General features: G+C 69.1%; 16 protein-coding genes and 1 tRNA gene. 5 read left to right on the forward strand and 12 right to left on the reverse strand.

Annotated elements, in window-relative coordinates:
- Positions 1 to 25 precede the first annotated feature (25 nt).
- Positions 26 to 1,279: a pyridoxal phosphate-dependent aminotransferase gene (locus tag QM728_RS13505; RefSeq protein ID WP_415032521.1), complete on the forward strand. Its 1,254-nt coding sequence runs from the start codon at positions 26 to 28 to the stop codon at positions 1,277 to 1,279.
- A gap of 12 nt (positions 1,280 to 1,291) precedes the next feature.
- Positions 1,292 to 2,035, forward strand: a complete 744-nt coding sequence (locus QM728_RS13510) for a MerR family transcriptional regulator (protein WP_415032522.1) — start codon at positions 1,292 to 1,294, stop codon at positions 2,033 to 2,035.
- On the opposite strand, the gene QM728_RS13515 is transcribed toward QM728_RS13510, so the two are convergent.
- From QM728_RS13515 to QM728_RS13555, 9 genes are all read right to left on the reverse strand, one after another.
- Entirely contained in the window at positions 2,032 to 2,676 is a 645-nt protein-coding gene (locus tag QM728_RS13515) for a hypothetical protein (protein WP_415032523.1), read from the reverse strand. The genes QM728_RS13510 and QM728_RS13515 overlap by 4 nt on opposite strands.
- 44 nt (positions 2,677 to 2,720) lie before the next feature.
- Positions 2,721 to 3,833, reverse strand: a complete 1,113-nt coding sequence (locus tag QM728_RS13520; RefSeq protein WP_415032524.1) for a hypothetical protein — start codon at positions 3,831 to 3,833, stop codon at positions 2,721 to 2,723.
- Positions 3,834 to 3,845: 12 nt separating this feature from the next.
- Positions 3,846 to 5,243: a UDP-glucose dehydrogenase family protein gene (locus QM728_RS13525; protein WP_415032525.1), complete on the reverse strand. Its 1,398-nt coding sequence runs from the start codon at positions 5,241 to 5,243 to the stop codon at positions 3,846 to 3,848.
- Positions 5,244 to 5,300: 57 nt separating this feature from the next.
- Positions 5,301 to 5,870 (reverse strand): dCTP deaminase, encoded by a 570-nt coding sequence (gene dcd, locus QM728_RS13530; protein ID WP_415032526.1) that lies wholly within the window; start codon positions 5,868 to 5,870, stop codon positions 5,301 to 5,303.
- Between the two features lie 51 nt (positions 5,871 to 5,921).
- A complete protein-coding gene (locus QM728_RS13535) occupies positions 5,922 to 6,704 on the reverse strand; it encodes an ABC transporter permease (RefSeq protein WP_415032527.1) in 783 nt (260 codons plus the stop codon).
- Entirely contained in the window at positions 6,701 to 7,435 is a 735-nt protein-coding gene (locus QM728_RS13540; protein WP_415032528.1) for an ABC transporter ATP-binding protein, read from the reverse strand. The genes QM728_RS13535 and QM728_RS13540 overlap by 4 nt, the downstream gene beginning before the upstream one ends.
- Positions 7,432 to 7,908, reverse strand: coding sequence for a hypothetical protein (locus QM728_RS13545; protein ID WP_415032529.1), 477 nt, complete (start codon positions 7,906 to 7,908; stop codon positions 7,432 to 7,434). The genes QM728_RS13540 and QM728_RS13545 overlap by 4 nt, the downstream gene beginning before the upstream one ends.
- Before the next feature lie 30 nt (positions 7,909 to 7,938).
- Complete coding sequence (locus QM728_RS13550) at positions 7,939 to 8,421, reverse strand: hypothetical protein (RefSeq protein ID WP_415032530.1); 483 nt, start codon at positions 8,419 to 8,421, stop codon at positions 7,939 to 7,941.
- Positions 8,422 to 8,507: 86 nt separating this feature from the next.
- The gene (locus tag QM728_RS13555; protein ID WP_415032531.1) at positions 8,508 to 8,987 is read right to left on the reverse strand and encodes a hypothetical protein; all 480 of its coding nucleotides are present in this window, start codon (positions 8,985 to 8,987) and stop codon (positions 8,508 to 8,510) included.
- Positions 8,988 to 9,072: 85 nt separating this feature from the next.
- Here QM728_RS13555 and QM728_RS13560 point away from each other — a divergent pair, with 85 nt between their 5' ends.
- Both QM728_RS13560 and QM728_RS13565 read left to right on the forward strand, forming a co-directional pair.
- Positions 9,073 to 11,628: an ABC transporter ATP-binding protein/permease gene (locus QM728_RS13560; protein ID WP_415032532.1), complete on the forward strand. Its 2,556-nt coding sequence runs from the start codon at positions 9,073 to 9,075 to the stop codon at positions 11,626 to 11,628.
- Positions 11,625 to 13,328 carry an ABC transporter ATP-binding protein gene (locus QM728_RS13565; protein ID WP_415032533.1) on the forward strand — a complete coding sequence of 568 codons (1,704 nt, stop codon included), beginning with the start codon at positions 11,625 to 11,627 and terminating at the stop codon, positions 13,326 to 13,328. Before QM728_RS13560 ends, QM728_RS13565 begins: the two co-directional genes overlap by 4 nt.
- On the opposite strand, the gene QM728_RS13570 is transcribed toward QM728_RS13565, so the two are convergent.
- The gene (locus QM728_RS13570) at positions 13,325 to 14,326 is read right to left on the reverse strand and encodes a malate dehydrogenase (RefSeq protein WP_415032534.1); all 1,002 of its coding nucleotides are present in this window, start codon (positions 14,324 to 14,326) and stop codon (positions 13,325 to 13,327) included. The two genes, QM728_RS13565 and QM728_RS13570, sit on opposite strands and share 4 nt — an antisense overlap.
- Positions 14,327 to 14,427: 101 nt before the next feature.
- Between QM728_RS13570 and QM728_RS13575 the strand changes: the two genes are divergently transcribed.
- Positions 14,428 to 14,498, forward strand: a tRNA-Gly gene (locus tag QM728_RS13575).
- Between the two features lie 25 nt (positions 14,499 to 14,523).
- On the opposite strand, the gene QM728_RS13580 is transcribed toward QM728_RS13575, so the two are convergent.
- Both QM728_RS13580 and QM728_RS13585 read right to left on the reverse strand, forming a co-directional pair.
- The gene (locus QM728_RS13580; protein ID WP_415032535.1) at positions 14,524 to 15,120 is read right to left on the reverse strand and encodes a CHAP domain-containing protein; all 597 of its coding nucleotides are present in this window, start codon (positions 15,118 to 15,120) and stop codon (positions 14,524 to 14,526) included.
- Between the two features lie 28 nt (positions 15,121 to 15,148).
- Positions 15,149 to 15,859: a DUF1361 domain-containing protein gene (locus tag QM728_RS13585; RefSeq protein ID WP_415032536.1), complete on the reverse strand. Its 711-nt coding sequence runs from the start codon at positions 15,857 to 15,859 to the stop codon at positions 15,149 to 15,151.
- Between the last annotated feature and the right edge of the window lie 32 nt (positions 15,860 to 15,891).

Genomic DNA, 15,891 nt, shown 5'->3' on the forward strand with positions numbered 1-15,891 from the left:
TGTGGGCGGCTGTCACAATTGACTGGTGAGTAGACCGCACGTTTCGCACCCGAACACGAACCTCAAGCCGCTCGAGCAGTCCTACAAGCTGCAGAACGTCTGCTACGAGATCCGTGGACCGGTGCACGCGCACGCAGCGCGGCTGGAGGCCGAGGGCCACCGGATCCTGAAGCTGAACATCGGCAACCCCGCACTGTTCGGCTTTGAGGCGCCGGACGTGATCATGCGCGACATGATCCACGCGCTGCCGTACTCGCAGGGCTACTCCGAGTCCGCCGGCGTGCAGTCCGCGCGGCGCGCAGTGGTCACCCGCTACGAGACGATCGACGAGTTCCCCTACGTCGACGTCGACGACGTCCTGCTCGGCAACGGCGTTTCCGAGCTCATCACCATGACGATGCAGGCGCTGCTCAACGACGGCGACGAGGTACTGATCCCGTCGCCGGACTACCCGCTGTGGACGGCCATGACGACGCTGTCGGGCGGCAAGCCGGTCTACTACCGCTGCGACGAGTCGAACGGCTGGCAGCCCGACGTCGCCGACATCGAGTCGAAGATCACCGACCGCACCAAGGCGCTGCTGGTCATCAACCCGAACAACCCGACGGGCGCCGTTTACTCGCGCGAGGTCCTCACCCAGATCGCCGACGTCGCCCGGCGCCACTCGCTGCTGCTGCTCGCCGACGAGATCTACGACAAGATCCTCTACGACGACGCCGAGCACGTCTCGATCGCGTCGTTGGCCCCCGACCTGCTGTGTCTGACCTTCAACGGCCTCTCCAAGGCGTACCGGGTGTGCGGGTACCGCGCCGGGTGGGTCGTCCTCACCGGGCCGAAGGAACATGCGCAGGGCTTCATCGAGGGCCTGCACGTCCTCTGCTCGACGCGCCTGTGCTCGAACGTGCCCGGTCAGCACGCGATCCAGGTGGCCCTGGGCGGCTATCAGTCGATCGATGCGCTGTGCAAGCCCGGCGGCCGACTGTACGAGCAGCGCAACGTCACCTGGGAGAAGCTCAACGAGATTCCCGGTGTCTCCTGCGTGAAGCCGCGCGGCGCGCTGTACGCCTTCCCCGGGCTGGACCCGGAGGTCCACGAGATCCACGACGACGAGCAGTTCGTGCAGGACCTGCTCCTGCAGGAGAAGATCCTCGTCGTGCAGGGCAGCGGGTTCAACCTCGACGACAAGAACCACTTCCGCATCGTCACCCTGCCCTGGGCCCAGGATCTGTCGGAGGCGATCGAGCGAATCGGCAACTTCCTGTCGTCCTACCGGCAGTAGGGTTGGGCCACCATGGCTGAATACCGCATCGACGACCTCGCCCGCGAGGCCGGGACGACGACGCGCAACGTCCGCGGTTACCAGGACCGCGGACTGTTGCCGCGCCCGGTGCGCCGCGGCCGGATCGCCATCTACAGCGACATGCACCTGGAGCGGCTCCAGGTGATCAACCGACTTCTGCGCAAGGGTTTCACCACCCGCCACATCGCCGACTTCTTCACCGGCATGCAGCGCGGCGACGACCTGGCCGAGGTACTCGGCCTCGAAGACGTGGTGTCGGCGCCGTTCGCGTCGACGCACACCGCCACGATGACGGCCGCCGAGCTCAAGGACCTGCTCAACACGACGAATCCGCGGCACCTGGCGAAGCTCACCGAGTTCGGGTTGATCGCCGAGGAGCCGTCGTCGAAATCGAAGCAGCGTCGCTACCGCGTGCTCGACACCGACACCATCGAGGCGTACAGCCGGCTGGTCAAGTTGGGCGTCTCCCTCGACGGAATCCTCACCGTCCACGGCAAGGCGGCCAAGGAGATGGCCGACGTCGCGAGCACGCTCATCTCGGCGGGCCGGACCTTCATCGCCGAGCAGCATCACGACGGTTGGCTGCCGGAGACGAAGGACGAGTCGGCGTGGGCCGCCGAACTGCTCGCCGAGTTGCGCAAGGCGGGCATGGTGTCGGCGCACAACGTGCTCAACCGTGAGCTGGATGCGGCGATGTCGAACCAGCTGGCCGACTATCTCGGAGACCGGGGCTAGGGCAGGCGGAGCGGCGGCAGGCCCGGAATGTTGATGCTGGGCGGGCGCGGTGCCGAGCGGCGCGCGCGCTGGCGCACGGGTCCACCCGAACGGGAAGTCTGGTTCTGCGACTGCGGGACGGAGACCTGAACCGGCGGGCGCATCGCCTTCAGCGGCTGCGTGGTGACCGGCGCGGCCGGCGCTTTGGCCTTGGGCGCCGCGAGCCGCGGGACGGGCTGGGTCGGTTCGGCCGTCGGGACGGCTGCGGTTTCCGGCTTCGCCGGCGCGCTCCCCTTGTCCGCGGCGGCGACCCCGACGATGCCGATGCCGACGACGAGGACGGCGGCAGCGCCACCGGCCGGCACTGCCCAGCGCGGCACGTCGCGGTTCAGCAGGCCCGCGGCCGGCCTCGCGCCGGCCTGCTGTGCGGGCTCCGCGTCGGTGATGGTGGCGTAGGAATCGAACTGCTCGTGGAGCTCGAAGTAGTCCTCACCGGGGTCGAAGTCGTGGTACTCGGACTCGCCGACGACGGAGTGCTCGGCCGACGGGGGGCCGGATTGCGCCGGCACGACGAGGGGCCCGTCCACCTTCTCAGCGCTCGGCTCGACCATCGTGGTGACGGCAGCAGAGGGCCGCACAGCGGGGCCGTCCTTCTCCTGCATGGGCCAAAACTAGCACGTCAAAGCCTCATCCACGAACCCTGGAACTAGGGCAACGGGATAGGACCAAGGCCCGGAAGCGGGTTCGGAATGGCTCGCCGACCCAGGTGCGGCGGCCGGGGGTGCAACTGCGGGGCCGCGCCATTCTGGCCCGGGGGCGACGGTTGCGGCTGAGTCGCCGGAACAGGCATTTCGTCTGATGGCCGTCTGGCCGCATCCTCCGGTCGACGCTTGATCAGGCGCAGCGGTTCCACGGATTCCGACGGATAGTCGGCGGCCGAGCCATCGTCCGGATCCGTCAGATCCGGGCCCGTCGGTATCGATACCGACGCCTTGGCGAGGGGTACCTCATCGTCCGGATCCGAGTTCATCCGGGTGGCCGCGCCCGCGGCGAATCCGATGCCCAGCGCAATGACCCCGACGGCGGCGATCACCCGTACGTGGCGGGGGCGTTGCTCGTCAGCATCGTCGACGTGGTCGGCACCCTCGTCGTGCTGATCGTGGTGAGCGGCCGCGGCCACCGCGCCGCCCACCACCTCGACCGGCGGCGATCCGACCGGCTCGATCCACGGCGTGCCGACGACCTCCACCGGCGGAGTCCGGTGCGGCCGGTGCGGCCTGCTCGGTGGCGGCGGCTGCGGCGGTCCCGGCGGCAAAGTCGGCGACGGCGCACCAGGCTGATTGACTTCGACGCGAGGCTGCCCGGAGCCGGTGCCCTCCACCCGGACCGACACCTCCACCGCAAAGGGGGAATCGTTGGCCGCGGTCTGTTGTGTCGACTCACCGCCGGACGGCCGACGCCACTTGGGCGGGATGGTCTCCGGCGCCGGCGGGTGGGCCCCCAGCGTATGCCGCGCATCGATGTGGTCGGGCAACTCGCTCCCCAACCGCGTCAGGCGCGCTTCCCGCTCCAGCCCCTCGATGTCCTCACGGGTCACCAGCACCAGGGACACGTACGAGTCGCCCAGGAGGTAGGCCGAGGAATGGGATTCGAGTCGCGCCCGGGCGGTGGCCATGACCGCGAGCAGTTCGGCCTCCCATTGCGGGGTCTCGGGCGGCAGTACCCGGCCGTCAGCGATCAACCGTGCGGCAAGCGCATGGTCAAGAGCTGCATTCGGCTCCGCGTGACGACGCACAGCTGGGCCGTCCGGCGTTTGCATTAGCAAAGAATATCAAGGGTGAAGGGGAATTCGCGAGGTATTCGCCATGTTGAATGGCACCGCGCGGACACCGGCGACCGTGCCTTGCGGAGCCGACCCCACCATTCGGTAGTCCCAGCCGGCGGCGGTCCATGCGGCACCGTCGAGGCAGCGGCGGGCGTCGATGATGAGTCGACGCGAAACCACCTCGGACAGCTCGGCCGGTGCCATGTGGACGAACTCGGCCCACTCGGTCGCGACGATGACCAGATCGGCTCCGCACGCCGCGTCGGGCGCCGATTCCGCGTAGCGCAGCGACGGCTGGACGCGCGCCGCGTTGGCGGCGGCCTTCGGATCGAACACGGACACCCGAGCACCCAGCAGGGAGAGTTGCGCGGCAACCGCCAGGGCCGGTGAATCGCGGACGTCGTCGCTCTCCGGTTTGAACGAGGCACCGAGGACCGCGATGTTGCGGCCGAGCACCGATCCGTCGCAGGCCCGCTCGGCCATGGCGACGACGGCGGCGCGGCGGCGCATGTTGACCGCGTCGACCTCGCGCAGCAGGTGGAGCGCCGATCCGACGCCCAGTTCCTCGGCGCGCGCGGCGAACGCCCGGATGTCCTTGGGGAGGCAGCCGCCGCCGAAGCCCAGGCCGGCGTTGAGGAAGCGGCGGCCGATGCGCGCGTCGTGGCCGATGGCGTCGGCGAGGGCGGTCACGTCGCCGCCGGCGACCTCGCAAATCTCACTGATCGCGTTGATGAAGGAGATCTTGGTGGCCAGGAAGGCGTTGGCGGAGACCTTGACCAGTTCGGCGGTGGCCCAGTCCATCGTCAGGAAGGGCGTGCCATCGTCGATGATCGGCCGGTAGACCTCGGTGAGGGTACCCACGGCCGTCGACGCGGTGGTTTGCGGATCGGTGCCGACGACGATGCGGTCCGGCCGCAGGGTGTCGTCGACGGCGAAGCCCTCGCGCAGGAACTCGGGGTTCCAGGCGAGCTCGATCGTGGCGTCGCGGGAGAGGGCCGCGATCTCCTCGGCGACCTCGGCGCAGGTGCCGACCGGGACGGTGGACTTGCCGACGATCAGGTGGTCGCCCCGCAGGTGACCGACCAGTTCGCGGACGGCGGTGCGCAGGTGGGTGAGGTCGGCAGCGTCGGAGTTCGCCTGCTGCGGCGTGCCCACGCCGATGAAATGGACCTTGCCGAAGCGGGCGGCCTCGGCGAAGTCGCCGGTGAAGCGCAGACGGCCCGCGGCGATGTTGCGCCGCAACACGTCGTCGAGTCCGGGTTCGAAGAAGGGGACGCTGCCCGCGGCGAGCGCTTCGATCTTGGCGGCGTCGACGTCGATGCCGAGGACCTCGTGGCCGAGCTCGGCCATGCAGGCCGCGTGCGTCGCACCGAGGTAGCCGCAGCCGATCACAGTCATCTTCATGACCCCATGGCTACCGGCGCCGGGGGGACGGCCGGTGGCGGGTGTCCGACGCGCGGGCTACGACTTGATGAAGTTCAGGTAGGCCTTCGACGGCGTGGGGCCGCGCTGGCCCTGGTATTTCGAACCGACTGCGGAGCTGCCGTACGGGTTCTCGGCGGGGCTGGAGAGCTTGATCAGGCACAGCTGCCCGATCTTCATCCCCGGCCACAGGGTGATCGGCAGGTTGGCCACGTTGGACAGCTCCAGGGTGATGTGGCCGGAGAAGCCCGGGTCGATGAAGCCCGCCGTCGAGTGGGTCAGCAGGCCGAGGCGGCCGAGCGACGACTTGCCCTCGAGGCGGCCGGCCAGGTCGTCGGGCAGGGTGCACACCTCGAGGGTGGAGCCGAGGACGAATTCGCCGGGGTGCAGCACGAACGGCTCACCTTCCTTGGGCTCGACGAGGGTCGTGAGCTCGTCCTGCCGCTGGGCGGGGTCGATGTGCGTGTAGCGCGTGTTGTTGAAGACGCGGAACAGCCCGTCCAGACGCACGTCGACACTCGACGGTTGGACCAGGTCGGCCTCGAAGGGGTCGATGCCCAGGCGGCCGGAGTCGAGTTCGGCGCGGATGTCGCGATCGGAGAGCAGCACGGTTTCCCAGGCTATCGGATCGGGGCCGCCGCGGAATCGCGAGTGGCCGGGTCAGTCGTTCGGGACGTCGCGCCGGGTCAGCCGGAGCAGGCCGATGCCGAACACGATGAGGGAGACGACCGCGAAGTACGCCATCGAACCGTTGGCGCTGCCAAACATGCTCTGGAAGGTTGGCGACTGGCCGGCGCCCATCTCCCCGTTCTTGAACAGCGAGCTGCGCTGCAGGAAGATGCCGAAGCCGCCGGGGATCAACGCCACCGCGATGTCCACGCCCCACTTCCACAACAGCAGCAGCATGATCACGGCGCCGGCACGCGGAATGATCATCGCCAGGCCGACGGCCAGCACGACCACCAGCAGGGCGAGTATCGGCGTGCCGATCAGCAGTCGGATACCGGCCGGGTCCAGCGGATCGACGCGGTCCCAGATCTCGGGGAAGACCTTGGGCAGGACGGCCAGGTTGGCCAGCGTGGTCAGAAAGACCGTGCCCGCGGCGATGGCGCCGAACACGACGACCTTGGCCACCGGCAGCCGCCAGCGGGGCGGCGAGATCCCGAAGACGATCTCGGCGGTCCGGTTGGCGAACTCACCGCAATACGAGGTCACCGCACCGGCCATGAGGATGAAGGTCGAGAAGATGATCACCCAGTAGGCGGCGTTGTCGGTGTCCATGCCGCCGCCGCCGTTGATCTTGTTCATCTGTGCGGCGGCGGCCAGCGTCGAGTTGATCCCGATGGGGAGGATGATCGCCAACGGCACCAGCGCGTACCAGACCGGACTGCGCCACGACAGCTTCGCCATTTCCGAGCGCACCGCGCGCACCAGCCCCGTCATCGCTGCGCCCCGGCCACGTACTCGACGGTTCCGCGGGTGAGCTTGAGGAAGGCCGACTCGAGTCGGCGGGGCTGCTCGCCGAGGGCGAGGACGTCGTCGCGCGGTGCGTCGCACAGCACCCGGCCCTGGCCCATGATGATGATCCGCGACGCGGTCACCTCGACCTCGGGGAGGTTGTGCGACGCGACGAGGAGCGTCGTTCCCCGGTCGGTGAGCTGATGGAACAGCTCGCGCAGCCAGAGCACGCCTTCGACGTCGAGCCCGTTGGCGGGTTCGTCGAGCACCAGGGTCGCGGGGTCGCCGAGGAGTGCCGAAGCGATGCCCAACCGTTGGAGCATGCCGAGGGAGAATCCCCCGACGAGCTTCTTTGCCGCCGGTTCGAGCCCGACGAGCGCGAGGACGCGCTCAGCCTCGCGCGGGGCGATCCCCGCCAACCGCGCCTGCCAGCGCAGGTGCTGGACCGCGGTGTGTTGCGGGTTCCGCGACTGGGCGCCCAAGCAGAAGCCGATCACCCCGGTGAGGTCGCCGTGCGCGCGCAGCGGCTTGCCGTCGACGGTGATGGTTCCCCGGTCGGGCTTGGCGATCCCGGCGATCATCCGCATGACCGTCGACTTGCCGGCCCCGTTCGGACCCAGCAGATACGTCATCTCGCCGGATGCGGCCGTCAACGAGACGTCGTCGACGGCGGTCTTGTTCCCGTAGGTCTTGGTGACCCCCGCTACCTCGATCAAACGAACCTGGCGGGCATGCCGTTGGTCTTGGCGTTCTGCTTCCAGTTGTACTTCCACAGCTTGCCCTCGCGGACGTAGAAGTACGTGAAGCTCTGCGCCGGGAAGCCGGCCATCGTGCCGTGGAAGCGGGCGGTCATGGTGTTGCCGTTGACGGTCACGGCGACCACGTCGCCCTTCATCGAGAAGAAGTCGTACTGTCGCGACTGGGCGAGCATGCGCTGCAGTTCACCGCGGTTCTGCGCACCGTTGACCGAGACCTCGAGCTTCGGGCCGATCGGCAGGCTCGGGTTCATGAAGGCCGCGTACGACTTCTTGACCTCGAGCTTGGACGGCTTGTCCGCACGCATGTAGAGGTCGGCGGTCTTGGCACCGCGGATGGTTACGTCGGGCGCCGCGGCGGCCGGGGCGGCCAGGCCCGCCGCGAGCAGCCCGGCACACAGGGTTCCGGTGATGGTCTTCATCATCGTGGACATCGTTGTCTCCTTGCGGACGGTGACTACGGCTCAGTAGCCGAAGTTGGGGTTGCCCTGGCACTTGATCTCGGCGCAGGTGCGCTTCCAGTCGAACTTCCACAGGTTTGCGTCGCGCAGCCAGTGGTAGCGGAGGGTCTGCGCGGGGAAGCCGGCCATCACGCCGTGCACGACGACTGACATGCGGTTGCCGTTGATGGTGATCGGCCCTGCCGCGCGGCCCTGGATCGAGAAGTAGTCGTAGGTCTTCGACATCCCCATGACCTGGTTCAGTGCGGGGCGGGCCTTCTCGCCGCCGTAGGACACGGCGACCTTCGGGTTCGTCGGGACGCGCGGGTTCCAGAACGCGGCGAACTGGCGCTCGAGCTGGCCGTTGTTCGGCTTCTCGGCGCGCACGTACAGATCCGCGGTCTTTCCGTCGCGCACCGAGACGTCAGCCTGGGCGGCGGGCGCGACAAGGCCTAGGGTGACCGAGCCGGCGAACAGGGCAGCGGCGATCTTGGCGGTCTTCAACATCGGGGGCTCCTTCGTGAGCGGGTCGGAACACGTGAACTGTAGGCAGCGGAAATTAGGTTAGTCAAACCTTAGTTTGCTCGCCGCGGTCAGTACGACCAGGTCCACCCCATCTTCTTGAGCTCGGGGTTGGCGTTGACGTAGCGCTTCATGTCGAGCTTCCACAGCCCGCCCTCGCGGAAGTAGAAATAGGTGGTGTCGAGCGACGGGATGCCGGCCATCTTCGCCAGGAAGCGCACCGACATCGTGTCGCCGGCGATCTGCGGTGCCCCCGCGGCACGGCCGGTGACCGAGAACAGGTCGTAGGTCTTGCCCGCCGAGAACATCCGGGTCAGGTTCGCGCTCTCCTTGGCGCCGCCGCGGACGACCTTGAGCTTCTCGCTCTTGGGCACACTCGGGTTCCAGAACGCCAGGGCCTCCCGCCCCATCTGGGTGCCGGTGGGGCGCTCCGCGCGCACGAACAGGTCAGCGGTACGGGTGTCGCGGATGCCGATATCCGCGTGCGCCGGCGCGGCCGGGGCGCCGGTCAGCAGGGCGGCCGATGCGACGGCCAGGAGGAGCTTCTTCATTTCTCAACCTTCGATCCGGGGAAGCGCGGGCGACGGCCCGTCGCTAAGCTAAGGCTTAGCTTATCCCAGTAACGGAGGTAGGGGCATGGGCAAGGGTTATCAGGGCGTCATCATGCGCGTCGCCGGCGCGAAGGACCACGTGGCCACCGTGACGGGGGTTTCGCAGCTCACGTCGTCGGTGATCCGGGTCGACTTCATCAGCGACACACTGCTCTACGCCGACGGGGAAAAGCCGACCGCGTGGGTGCGCGCGTGGTTCCCCGATCCGCACGGCACCAGCAAGCTGCACCAGCGCGGCTACACCCTCCTCGACCCCGATCCGGCCACCGGCCGCTTCTCGATGTGCTTCGTCACCCACGAGCCGGGCGGCCCAGCGTCGTATTGGGCGCAGCACGTCGAAGCGGGCGACGAGATCGTGGTGCAGCGCCTCGGCGGCGACGGGTGGCCGCTCGACGACCCGCAACCCGCCGGGTACCTGCTCGTCGGCGACGCCGCGTCGTGGCCGGCCTTCGTCACGATCGTCGCCGAAGCCGACCAGACCGTCCCGATCCGCGTGTACTTCGAGTACACCCACGACGACGACAAGGACCTCCCCTTCCCCGAGCACCCGCTGCTGGACGTCACGTACGTCCCCGGCAGCGAGGACGGCCGCGCCCTCGTCCACGCGCTCGGCACCGAGAGCTTCCAGGGCTGGAAGTCCTACGTCGCCGCGGAGACCACCGCGACCCGTCTGGTCCGGTCGCGACTGACGCTGGAAGACGGCCACAACAAAGGCACGATGCACGCTCAGGCGTACTGGATCCGCGGGCGTGCCATGGGCAAGGAGGCGGAGAGCTCCGACGTCGTCGAGCTCGCGCCGACCGCGGCCGGAGCCGCCGCCGCGCCGGTCGCCTTTGAGAGCCAGAAGGAGATGATGAAGGCCTCGCGCGAGCGCAACCGCGAGTTCTCCGTCCTCGCTCCGGCCAAGCCCGCCTTCTACCTGAGTGCGGTCATTGCCGTGGCCCTCGCCGCGCTGTCGGTGGTGCCGCTGATCCTGTTCGCCGAATTGGCCAAGCGCTTCGTCGAGGGAGCCGGCCGAGACGACCTGGTCCGCGTCGGAGTCACCGGCATCGCCGTGCTGGTGATCGGGGCGCTGCTGACGTCGGCGCTCATGTTCGGCCTGCACGTGTACGACCAGTACTACGCGACCGCTCTGCGCCGACGCGTGATGGAGAAGTTCACCCGGCTACCGCTGGGCTGGTTCCAGGGCCGTCGACAGTCCGAGGTGCGCAAGCTCGCCCAAGACGACGTCGGGTCGCTGCACTACCTGATCACCCACGCGGTGGCCGATCTCGCGACGGCCATCGTCACGCCGCTGGCCATCCTGGTCTACCTGTTCACGGTGAATTGGACCCTTGCCCTGGTCCTACTGGTGCCGGTGGTCACCTACCTGGTCATCACCATCCGGATCGCGGCGATGGACCGCGCCCGGATGACCCGCATGCTGCGCTGGAACGCCACCCTGCCCGGCGACGCCGACCGGTACATCGCCGGCCAAAGCGTGAGCCGCGTCTTCGGGGACGGGGCCACCGTCGACCTGCCCGGCGAGATGTCGAAGCTGCGCGCCTTCATGAAGGACTGGCAGCTGGAGACGATCGGCGCCAAGGCCACAATGATCCAACTCAACCGGCCGATGACGTCGACGGTCCTGATCGCCGTCGTCGGCACGCTGTTGATCACGGTCGGTTGGATGCCGGCCGTCGCCATCCTCCCGTTCCTGATCCTGGGCACCTCGCTGGGCGACCGACTCGTCGGCGCCGGGTTCGCCGTCGGCGGGTTGCGCGACGGCATGAACGCCAAGTCCAACCTCGAACTGCTGCTGAGCACCTCGGAGCTCGCCGCGGGCACCGGTCCGGTCCCGGCCGGCACCGGTCCGGCGGCACTGGTCTTCGACGACGTCTCGTTCGGCTACGTCCCCGGTCAGTACGTGCTGACCGACTTCCGCCTGACCCTGCCGCCCGGCGGCACGACCGCCGTCGTCGGCCCCTCCGGCGCCGGCAAGTCGACGGTCGCCGCGCTCGCCGCGCGGCTGTGGGATCCGGAGAAGGGTGCCGTCACCCTCGACGGCGCCGATCTGCGCACCATCGACGAGGACGACCTGCGCCGGCACGTCGCGGTCGTCCTGCAGGATGTGCAGCTGGTCCACGGCACGATCGCCGACAACATCGCGCTGGGCCATCCGGACGCGACCCGCGAGCAGATCGCCGCGGCCGCGAAGACCGCCTTCATCGCGACGGAGATCGAGGCGCTGCCCGACGGGTACGACACCGTCGTCGACCGCGACAGCCTCTCCGGTGGTCAGCGCCAGCGCATCGCCATCGCCCGCGCGCTGTTGGGCGACCCGCGCCTGGTGATCCTCGACGAGGCGACCGCGGCCGCCGACCCGGACTCCGAGTGGGAGGTCCGACAGGGGCTGACCAGGCTCCTGGCGGGCCGCACCGTCTTGGTGATCGCCCATCGCCTGCACACCGTGGCGCATGCCGACCAGATCGTCGTGCTCGACGAGGGGCGGATCGTCGAGCAGGGCACCCGCGAGGAACTGATGGCCAAGGGTGGCCTGTACGCCCGCATGCAGAACCAGGCGATGGAGGCACTCGCATGATCTACCAGGACCTTGTCACCGTCACCGGACCGCGGGCGCGCGGTGAGCGCATCCGATTCATCGGGGCGACCGTCGTGTCCACCGCGCTGCAGGCGGCGTCGGTCATCGCGCTGGTGCCGCTGCTGCGGGCGCTCTTCGGCGACCAGCCGTCGCAGGCGTGGCCCTGGGTGGGACTTCTCCTCGTGCTCCTCCTGCTGGCGTTGGCCACCGACCGGATCGCGATGTACGCCGGTCTCAAACTCGGGTTCCGCATCATCGACACGATCACCGAGGCCGGGCTGGGGGGCATCCGCCGCCTCGACCCCGGCGAACTGCGCTCGGAGCGCGCATCCAAGCTCCGCGATCTGGTGTCGGTGTCGGCACCGGAGTCAATCTCGTCGGTGGTACTCCTCGGCTCGCCCCTGATCCATGTCGTGCTGCTCACGCCCCTGCTCGCGCTGATGCTGCTGTTCGTCTCGTGGAAGCTCGCCCTCGTCGCCCTGGTCGGCGGGATTGTGATGTTCCTGGCGCTGCTCGCCTCGCAGCGCATCGTCGCGCGGTCGGAGGCGGCCTATTCGGAGACCAATCGGCAGCTCGACGACCGCGTCCTTGAGTTCGCCTGGGCACAGCCCACGCTGCGCGGTTCCGGCGCCGGCACCAAGACCGTGAACTCGGTGCTGGGCGAGTCCCGCAGCCGCGGGTTGAAGCTGCTCGCCTGGACGATCCCGGGCGAACTCCTGTTCAGCATCGTCCTGCAGCTCACGCTGCTGGCGTTCGGAGTGACCACCGCGTCGCTCTACCTGTCCCACGAGATCTCCGGCGCGACGGCGGCCGCGATGATCGTCGTGCTGCTGCGCATCGTCGAGGTCGTGGGCTCGCTGTCGCTGTTGGGTCCCGCCGTCGCGAACGGCTCCCGCGTGTTCCGCGAGGTGGCCGAACTCGTCGACGAGGAGCACGCCGCCGTGGCGGCCGCCCCCGCCGCCAATCCAGTGACCGGGGCGCCCGAGCTCACGCTCAGCGACGTCGGCTACACCTACGCGGACGGGACGCGCGCTCTCACCGGCGTCGACACGGCGATTCCCGCCGGCGGCATCACGGTCATCGTCGGCCCGTCCGGCTCGGGCAAGTCGACGCTGCTCGACGTGGTCGCCGGTCTGCGGGAACCGACCGACGGCGAGGTACTCGTCGGCGACGCGGTGCGCCCCGCTTCGGACCGCCTCGCCGGCTCGTCGGTGGTGTTCCAGTCGACTCAGCTGCGGCCGGGCACGCTCAAGGAGAACGTCGGCACCGACGACGGCGCGGCACTCGCGACGCTGGCCGAGCGGGCGCAGCTCGGTGACGTGCTCGAGTCGCTGCCGGCCGGTTGGGACTCGCGGGTAGGCGAGGGCGCGAACGCACTCTCCGGCGGCGAGCGCCAACGCGTGGGCCTGGCTCGCGCCCTGGCCAAGCCGTCGGGGCTGCTGCTCGTCGACGAGGCCACCTCGGCCCTCGACGCGATCACCGAGCGAGCCGTCGTCGACGCGCTGGAGCAGACGCGCGGCGAGCGGACGACGGTCATCGTGACGCACCGACCGGCGCTGGTGTCGCTGGCCGATCGGGTGATCGTGCTCGACGACGGGAAGATCGTCGACTCCGGCAAGGTCGACGAGTTGCTCGAGCGCGGCGGGGTGTTCGCCGACCTGTGGACCCGCTGGCGCGAGTCCGAGGGGTGGCAGGTCTAGATCAGGCCGAGGTCTTTGACCGCCGCGCGCTCCTCCTGGAGCTCGGCGACCGACGCATCGATCTTGGCGCGGGAGAACTCGTCGAGTTCGAGGCCGGTGACGATCTGCCAGTTGCCGTCGACCGGGCGGACCGGGAACGAGCTGACCAGTCCCTCGGGCACGCCGTAGGAGCCGTCGGAGACGAGTGCGGCCGACGTCCAGTTCTCCGGGTCGGACAGGCCGAACCGACGATCGCGGACGTGGTCGATGATGGCCGTCGCCGTGGAGGCCACCGACGATCCGCCGCGCGCCTCGATGATGGCGCCGCCGCGCTGGGCGACGGTTTCGATGAAGACGCCCTCGGCCCACTCGTTGCCGACCATCTCCAGCGCGGGGCGACCGGCGACCGTCGCGTGCCGGATGTCGGGGTACTGGGTGCGCGAGTGGTTGCCCCAGATGGTGACCCGCTTGATCTCACGAACGTTGACACTGGTGCGCGCGGCGAGCTGGGCGACCGCGCGGTTGTGGTCGAGGCGGGTGAGCGCGGTGAAACGGTCGCGCGGGACGTCGGGGGCGTGGGCGGCGGCGATCATCGCGTTCGTGTTCGCCGGGTTGCCGATCACCAAGATGCGAACGTCGTCGGCCGCGCCGTCGTTGATGGCCTTGCCCTGCGGGCCGAAGATCGCGCCGTTGCTCTCCAACAGGTCCGAGCGCTCCATCCCCGCGGTGCGCGGTCGTGCGCCCACGAGGATGGCATGGTTGGAACCCTCAAAGGCGACCTGCGGGTCGGCGGTGACCTCGATGCCGGCCACGAGCGGCGACGCCGCGTCCTGCAGCTCCATCGCGACGCCGGCGGCCGCGCGCACGGCCTGGGGCGCCTCGAGCATGCGCAGTCGGACCGGGGTGTCAGGGCCGAACATCTCCCCCGCCGCGACGCGGAACAGCAGCGAGTAGCCGATCTGACCGGCGGCGCCGGACAGGGTGAGGGTGACGGGCTTGTTGAGCTTGCTCTGGGCCATGACCGCAACTCTGCCAGGTTTCCGCGGCTGTGCGCGACGACGCCGATCACAGTGTGAGGAGTTTGCTAGTCTGTCACTCGCAGGTCGCTGACCTGCGAAATGCCGATGTAGTTTAGTGGTAGAACATCAGCTTCCCAAGCTGAGAGTGCGGGTTCGATTCCCGTCATCGGCTCTCCAGCCAGGCGCAGGTTGCCGCGTTATTTGGGCAGGCCGTAGCCGACGATGCCGCGGACCGTCGACCGGTCGTAACCGTTGATGCTGATGCCGTGCGGCGGCTCGTTTCCGCCCAGGGTCGTCACGTGGTCACCGTTGACCGCGATCACGGTGTTGGTGTGCTGCCGGAAGCGGTTCGGCGGCGCGTAAAGCACCACGTCACCGGGCTTGGGGCGGTAGTCGGGACCACGGAAGCGCCCGACGGAGCGGTAGTACTCGGTCAGCGTCGCAACACCGGGAATCCGCCAGGAGCCGTTGCTCGGATTGCGCACCGGACTGCCGGCCTTGCGCTGGGTCCAGCTGACGAAGTCGGCGCACCAGGCCTCACGGATGCCCTGCGCGTAGTACTCGGGCGCGTGCGGGTTGGCGTACTCGGCGCGCAACACCGCGACGATGCGACGGCGAACCGGCGACAGCCCGGCGGCGGTCTCCGGGAAAGCCGGGCGTGCGACCTGGTGCCGGCCCATCGCGTCCGGTGCCGGGTCACCGTGGGCGACGGTCGGGAATGTCAGGGTCGCGGGGGCCGCGATCGCAGCTGCCAATACCAGCGCGGCGCGCTTACCGCTGCTCGTCATTGTCATGGATCTGATGGTAGCGGCCCGCTCAGCGTCAGTGGTCGGCACGACCGCTCGCCCCGATCGCCTCGTAGCCCCACAGCGTCAGGTAGGCCAGCGCGAGGAACGCCGCCACTGCGATCCCCACTCCCGTCGACTGGACCGACGAGAACGGGTTGCGCACCCAATCTAGCGTCGCGGCGACGACGTCGTCGGGCCGATGGACCAAGTCCCACGAGTTCCAGCGCTGGAAGCGCCCGATGACGACGCCCACGGCACACAGCGCGACGGTGACGAGCATCGCCAGCCACCCGACGACCGAACCGAACTCGGCGGTGAGCCGGCGGTGGACCAGGCGCATCGAGACGACGCCCAGGATGATGCCGGTCCACGCGGCGAAGCCGTATTGCAGCACGTGCCGCCACAGCTCGTAGCCCTCGCGCAGGTGAATCAGGTCCGTGACCAGGTACGGGGCGTTCGGCAGGAAGGCGAGCCAGCCGATGCCGAAGGGGATCAGCCAGAAGCGTCCGGGCACCACCGCGAAGGCGAGGGCGAAGGCCAGTGGGATCCATGCGAGGAACAGATTCCAGATCAGGAACCGACTCGGGTAGGACAGCGGCGCCGCCGGATCGGTGATCCCGAGGACGCAGGTGAGTGCGGTCGTGCCGATCAGCGACGCGAGCAGGACCAGGATCCGCGGGTCGAGCCGGATCGCGGACCGGCGCTTGGCGGGCGCCGGCGACACCGGCGGGTGGGCAGCAGTCATGACGGCCACCGTACGGCGGTCGGCCGCGTCAG

It is taken from the genome of Gordonia sp. (in: high G+C Gram-positive bacteria), assembly GCF_047602025.1.
Classification (GTDB): Bacteria; Actinomycetota; Actinomycetes; order Mycobacteriales; family Mycobacteriaceae; genus Gordonia.

Coding starts and splice junctions, on each gene's coding strand:
- QM728_RS13510 (WP_415032522.1), top strand. CDS start 1,292: ATGGCTGAATACCGCATCGACGACCTCGCCCGCGAGGCCGGGACGACG.
- QM728_RS13515 (WP_415032523.1), bottom strand. CDS start 2,676: ATGCAGGAGAAGGACGGCCCCGCTGTGCGGCCCTCTGCTGCCGTCACC.
- QM728_RS13520 (WP_415032524.1), bottom strand. CDS start 3,833: ATGCAAACGCCGGACGGCCCAGCTGTGCGTCGTCACGCGGAGCCGAAT.
- QM728_RS13525 (WP_415032525.1), bottom strand. CDS start 5,243: ATGAAGATGACTGTGATCGGCTGCGGCTACCTCGGTGCGACGCACGCG.
- QM728_RS13535 (WP_415032527.1), bottom strand. CDS start 6,704: ATGACGGGGCTGGTGCGCGCGGTGCGCTCGGAAATGGCGAAGCTGTCG.
- QM728_RS13545 (WP_415032529.1), bottom strand. CDS start 7,908: ATGTCCACGATGATGAAGACCATCACCGGAACCCTGTGTGCCGGGCTG.
- QM728_RS13550 (WP_415032530.1), bottom strand. CDS start 8,421: ATGTTGAAGACCGCCAAGATCGCCGCTGCCCTGTTCGCCGGCTCGGTC.
- QM728_RS13555 (WP_415032531.1), bottom strand. CDS start 8,987: ATGAAGAAGCTCCTCCTGGCCGTCGCATCGGCCGCCCTGCTGACCGGC.
- QM728_RS13560 (WP_415032532.1), top strand. CDS start 9,073: ATGGGCAAGGGTTATCAGGGCGTCATCATGCGCGTCGCCGGCGCGAAG.
- QM728_RS13565 (WP_415032533.1), top strand. CDS start 11,625: ATGATCTACCAGGACCTTGTCACCGTCACCGGACCGCGGGCGCGCGGT.
- QM728_RS13570 (WP_415032534.1), bottom strand. CDS start 14,326: ATGGCCCAGAGCAAGCTCAACAAGCCCGTCACCCTCACCCTGTCCGGC.
- QM728_RS13580 (WP_415032535.1), bottom strand. CDS start 15,120: ATGACAATGACGAGCAGCGGTAAGCGCGCCGCGCTGGTATTGGCAGCT.
- QM728_RS13585 (WP_415032536.1), bottom strand. CDS start 15,859: ATGACTGCTGCCCACCCGCCGGTGTCGCCGGCGCCCGCCAAGCGCCGG.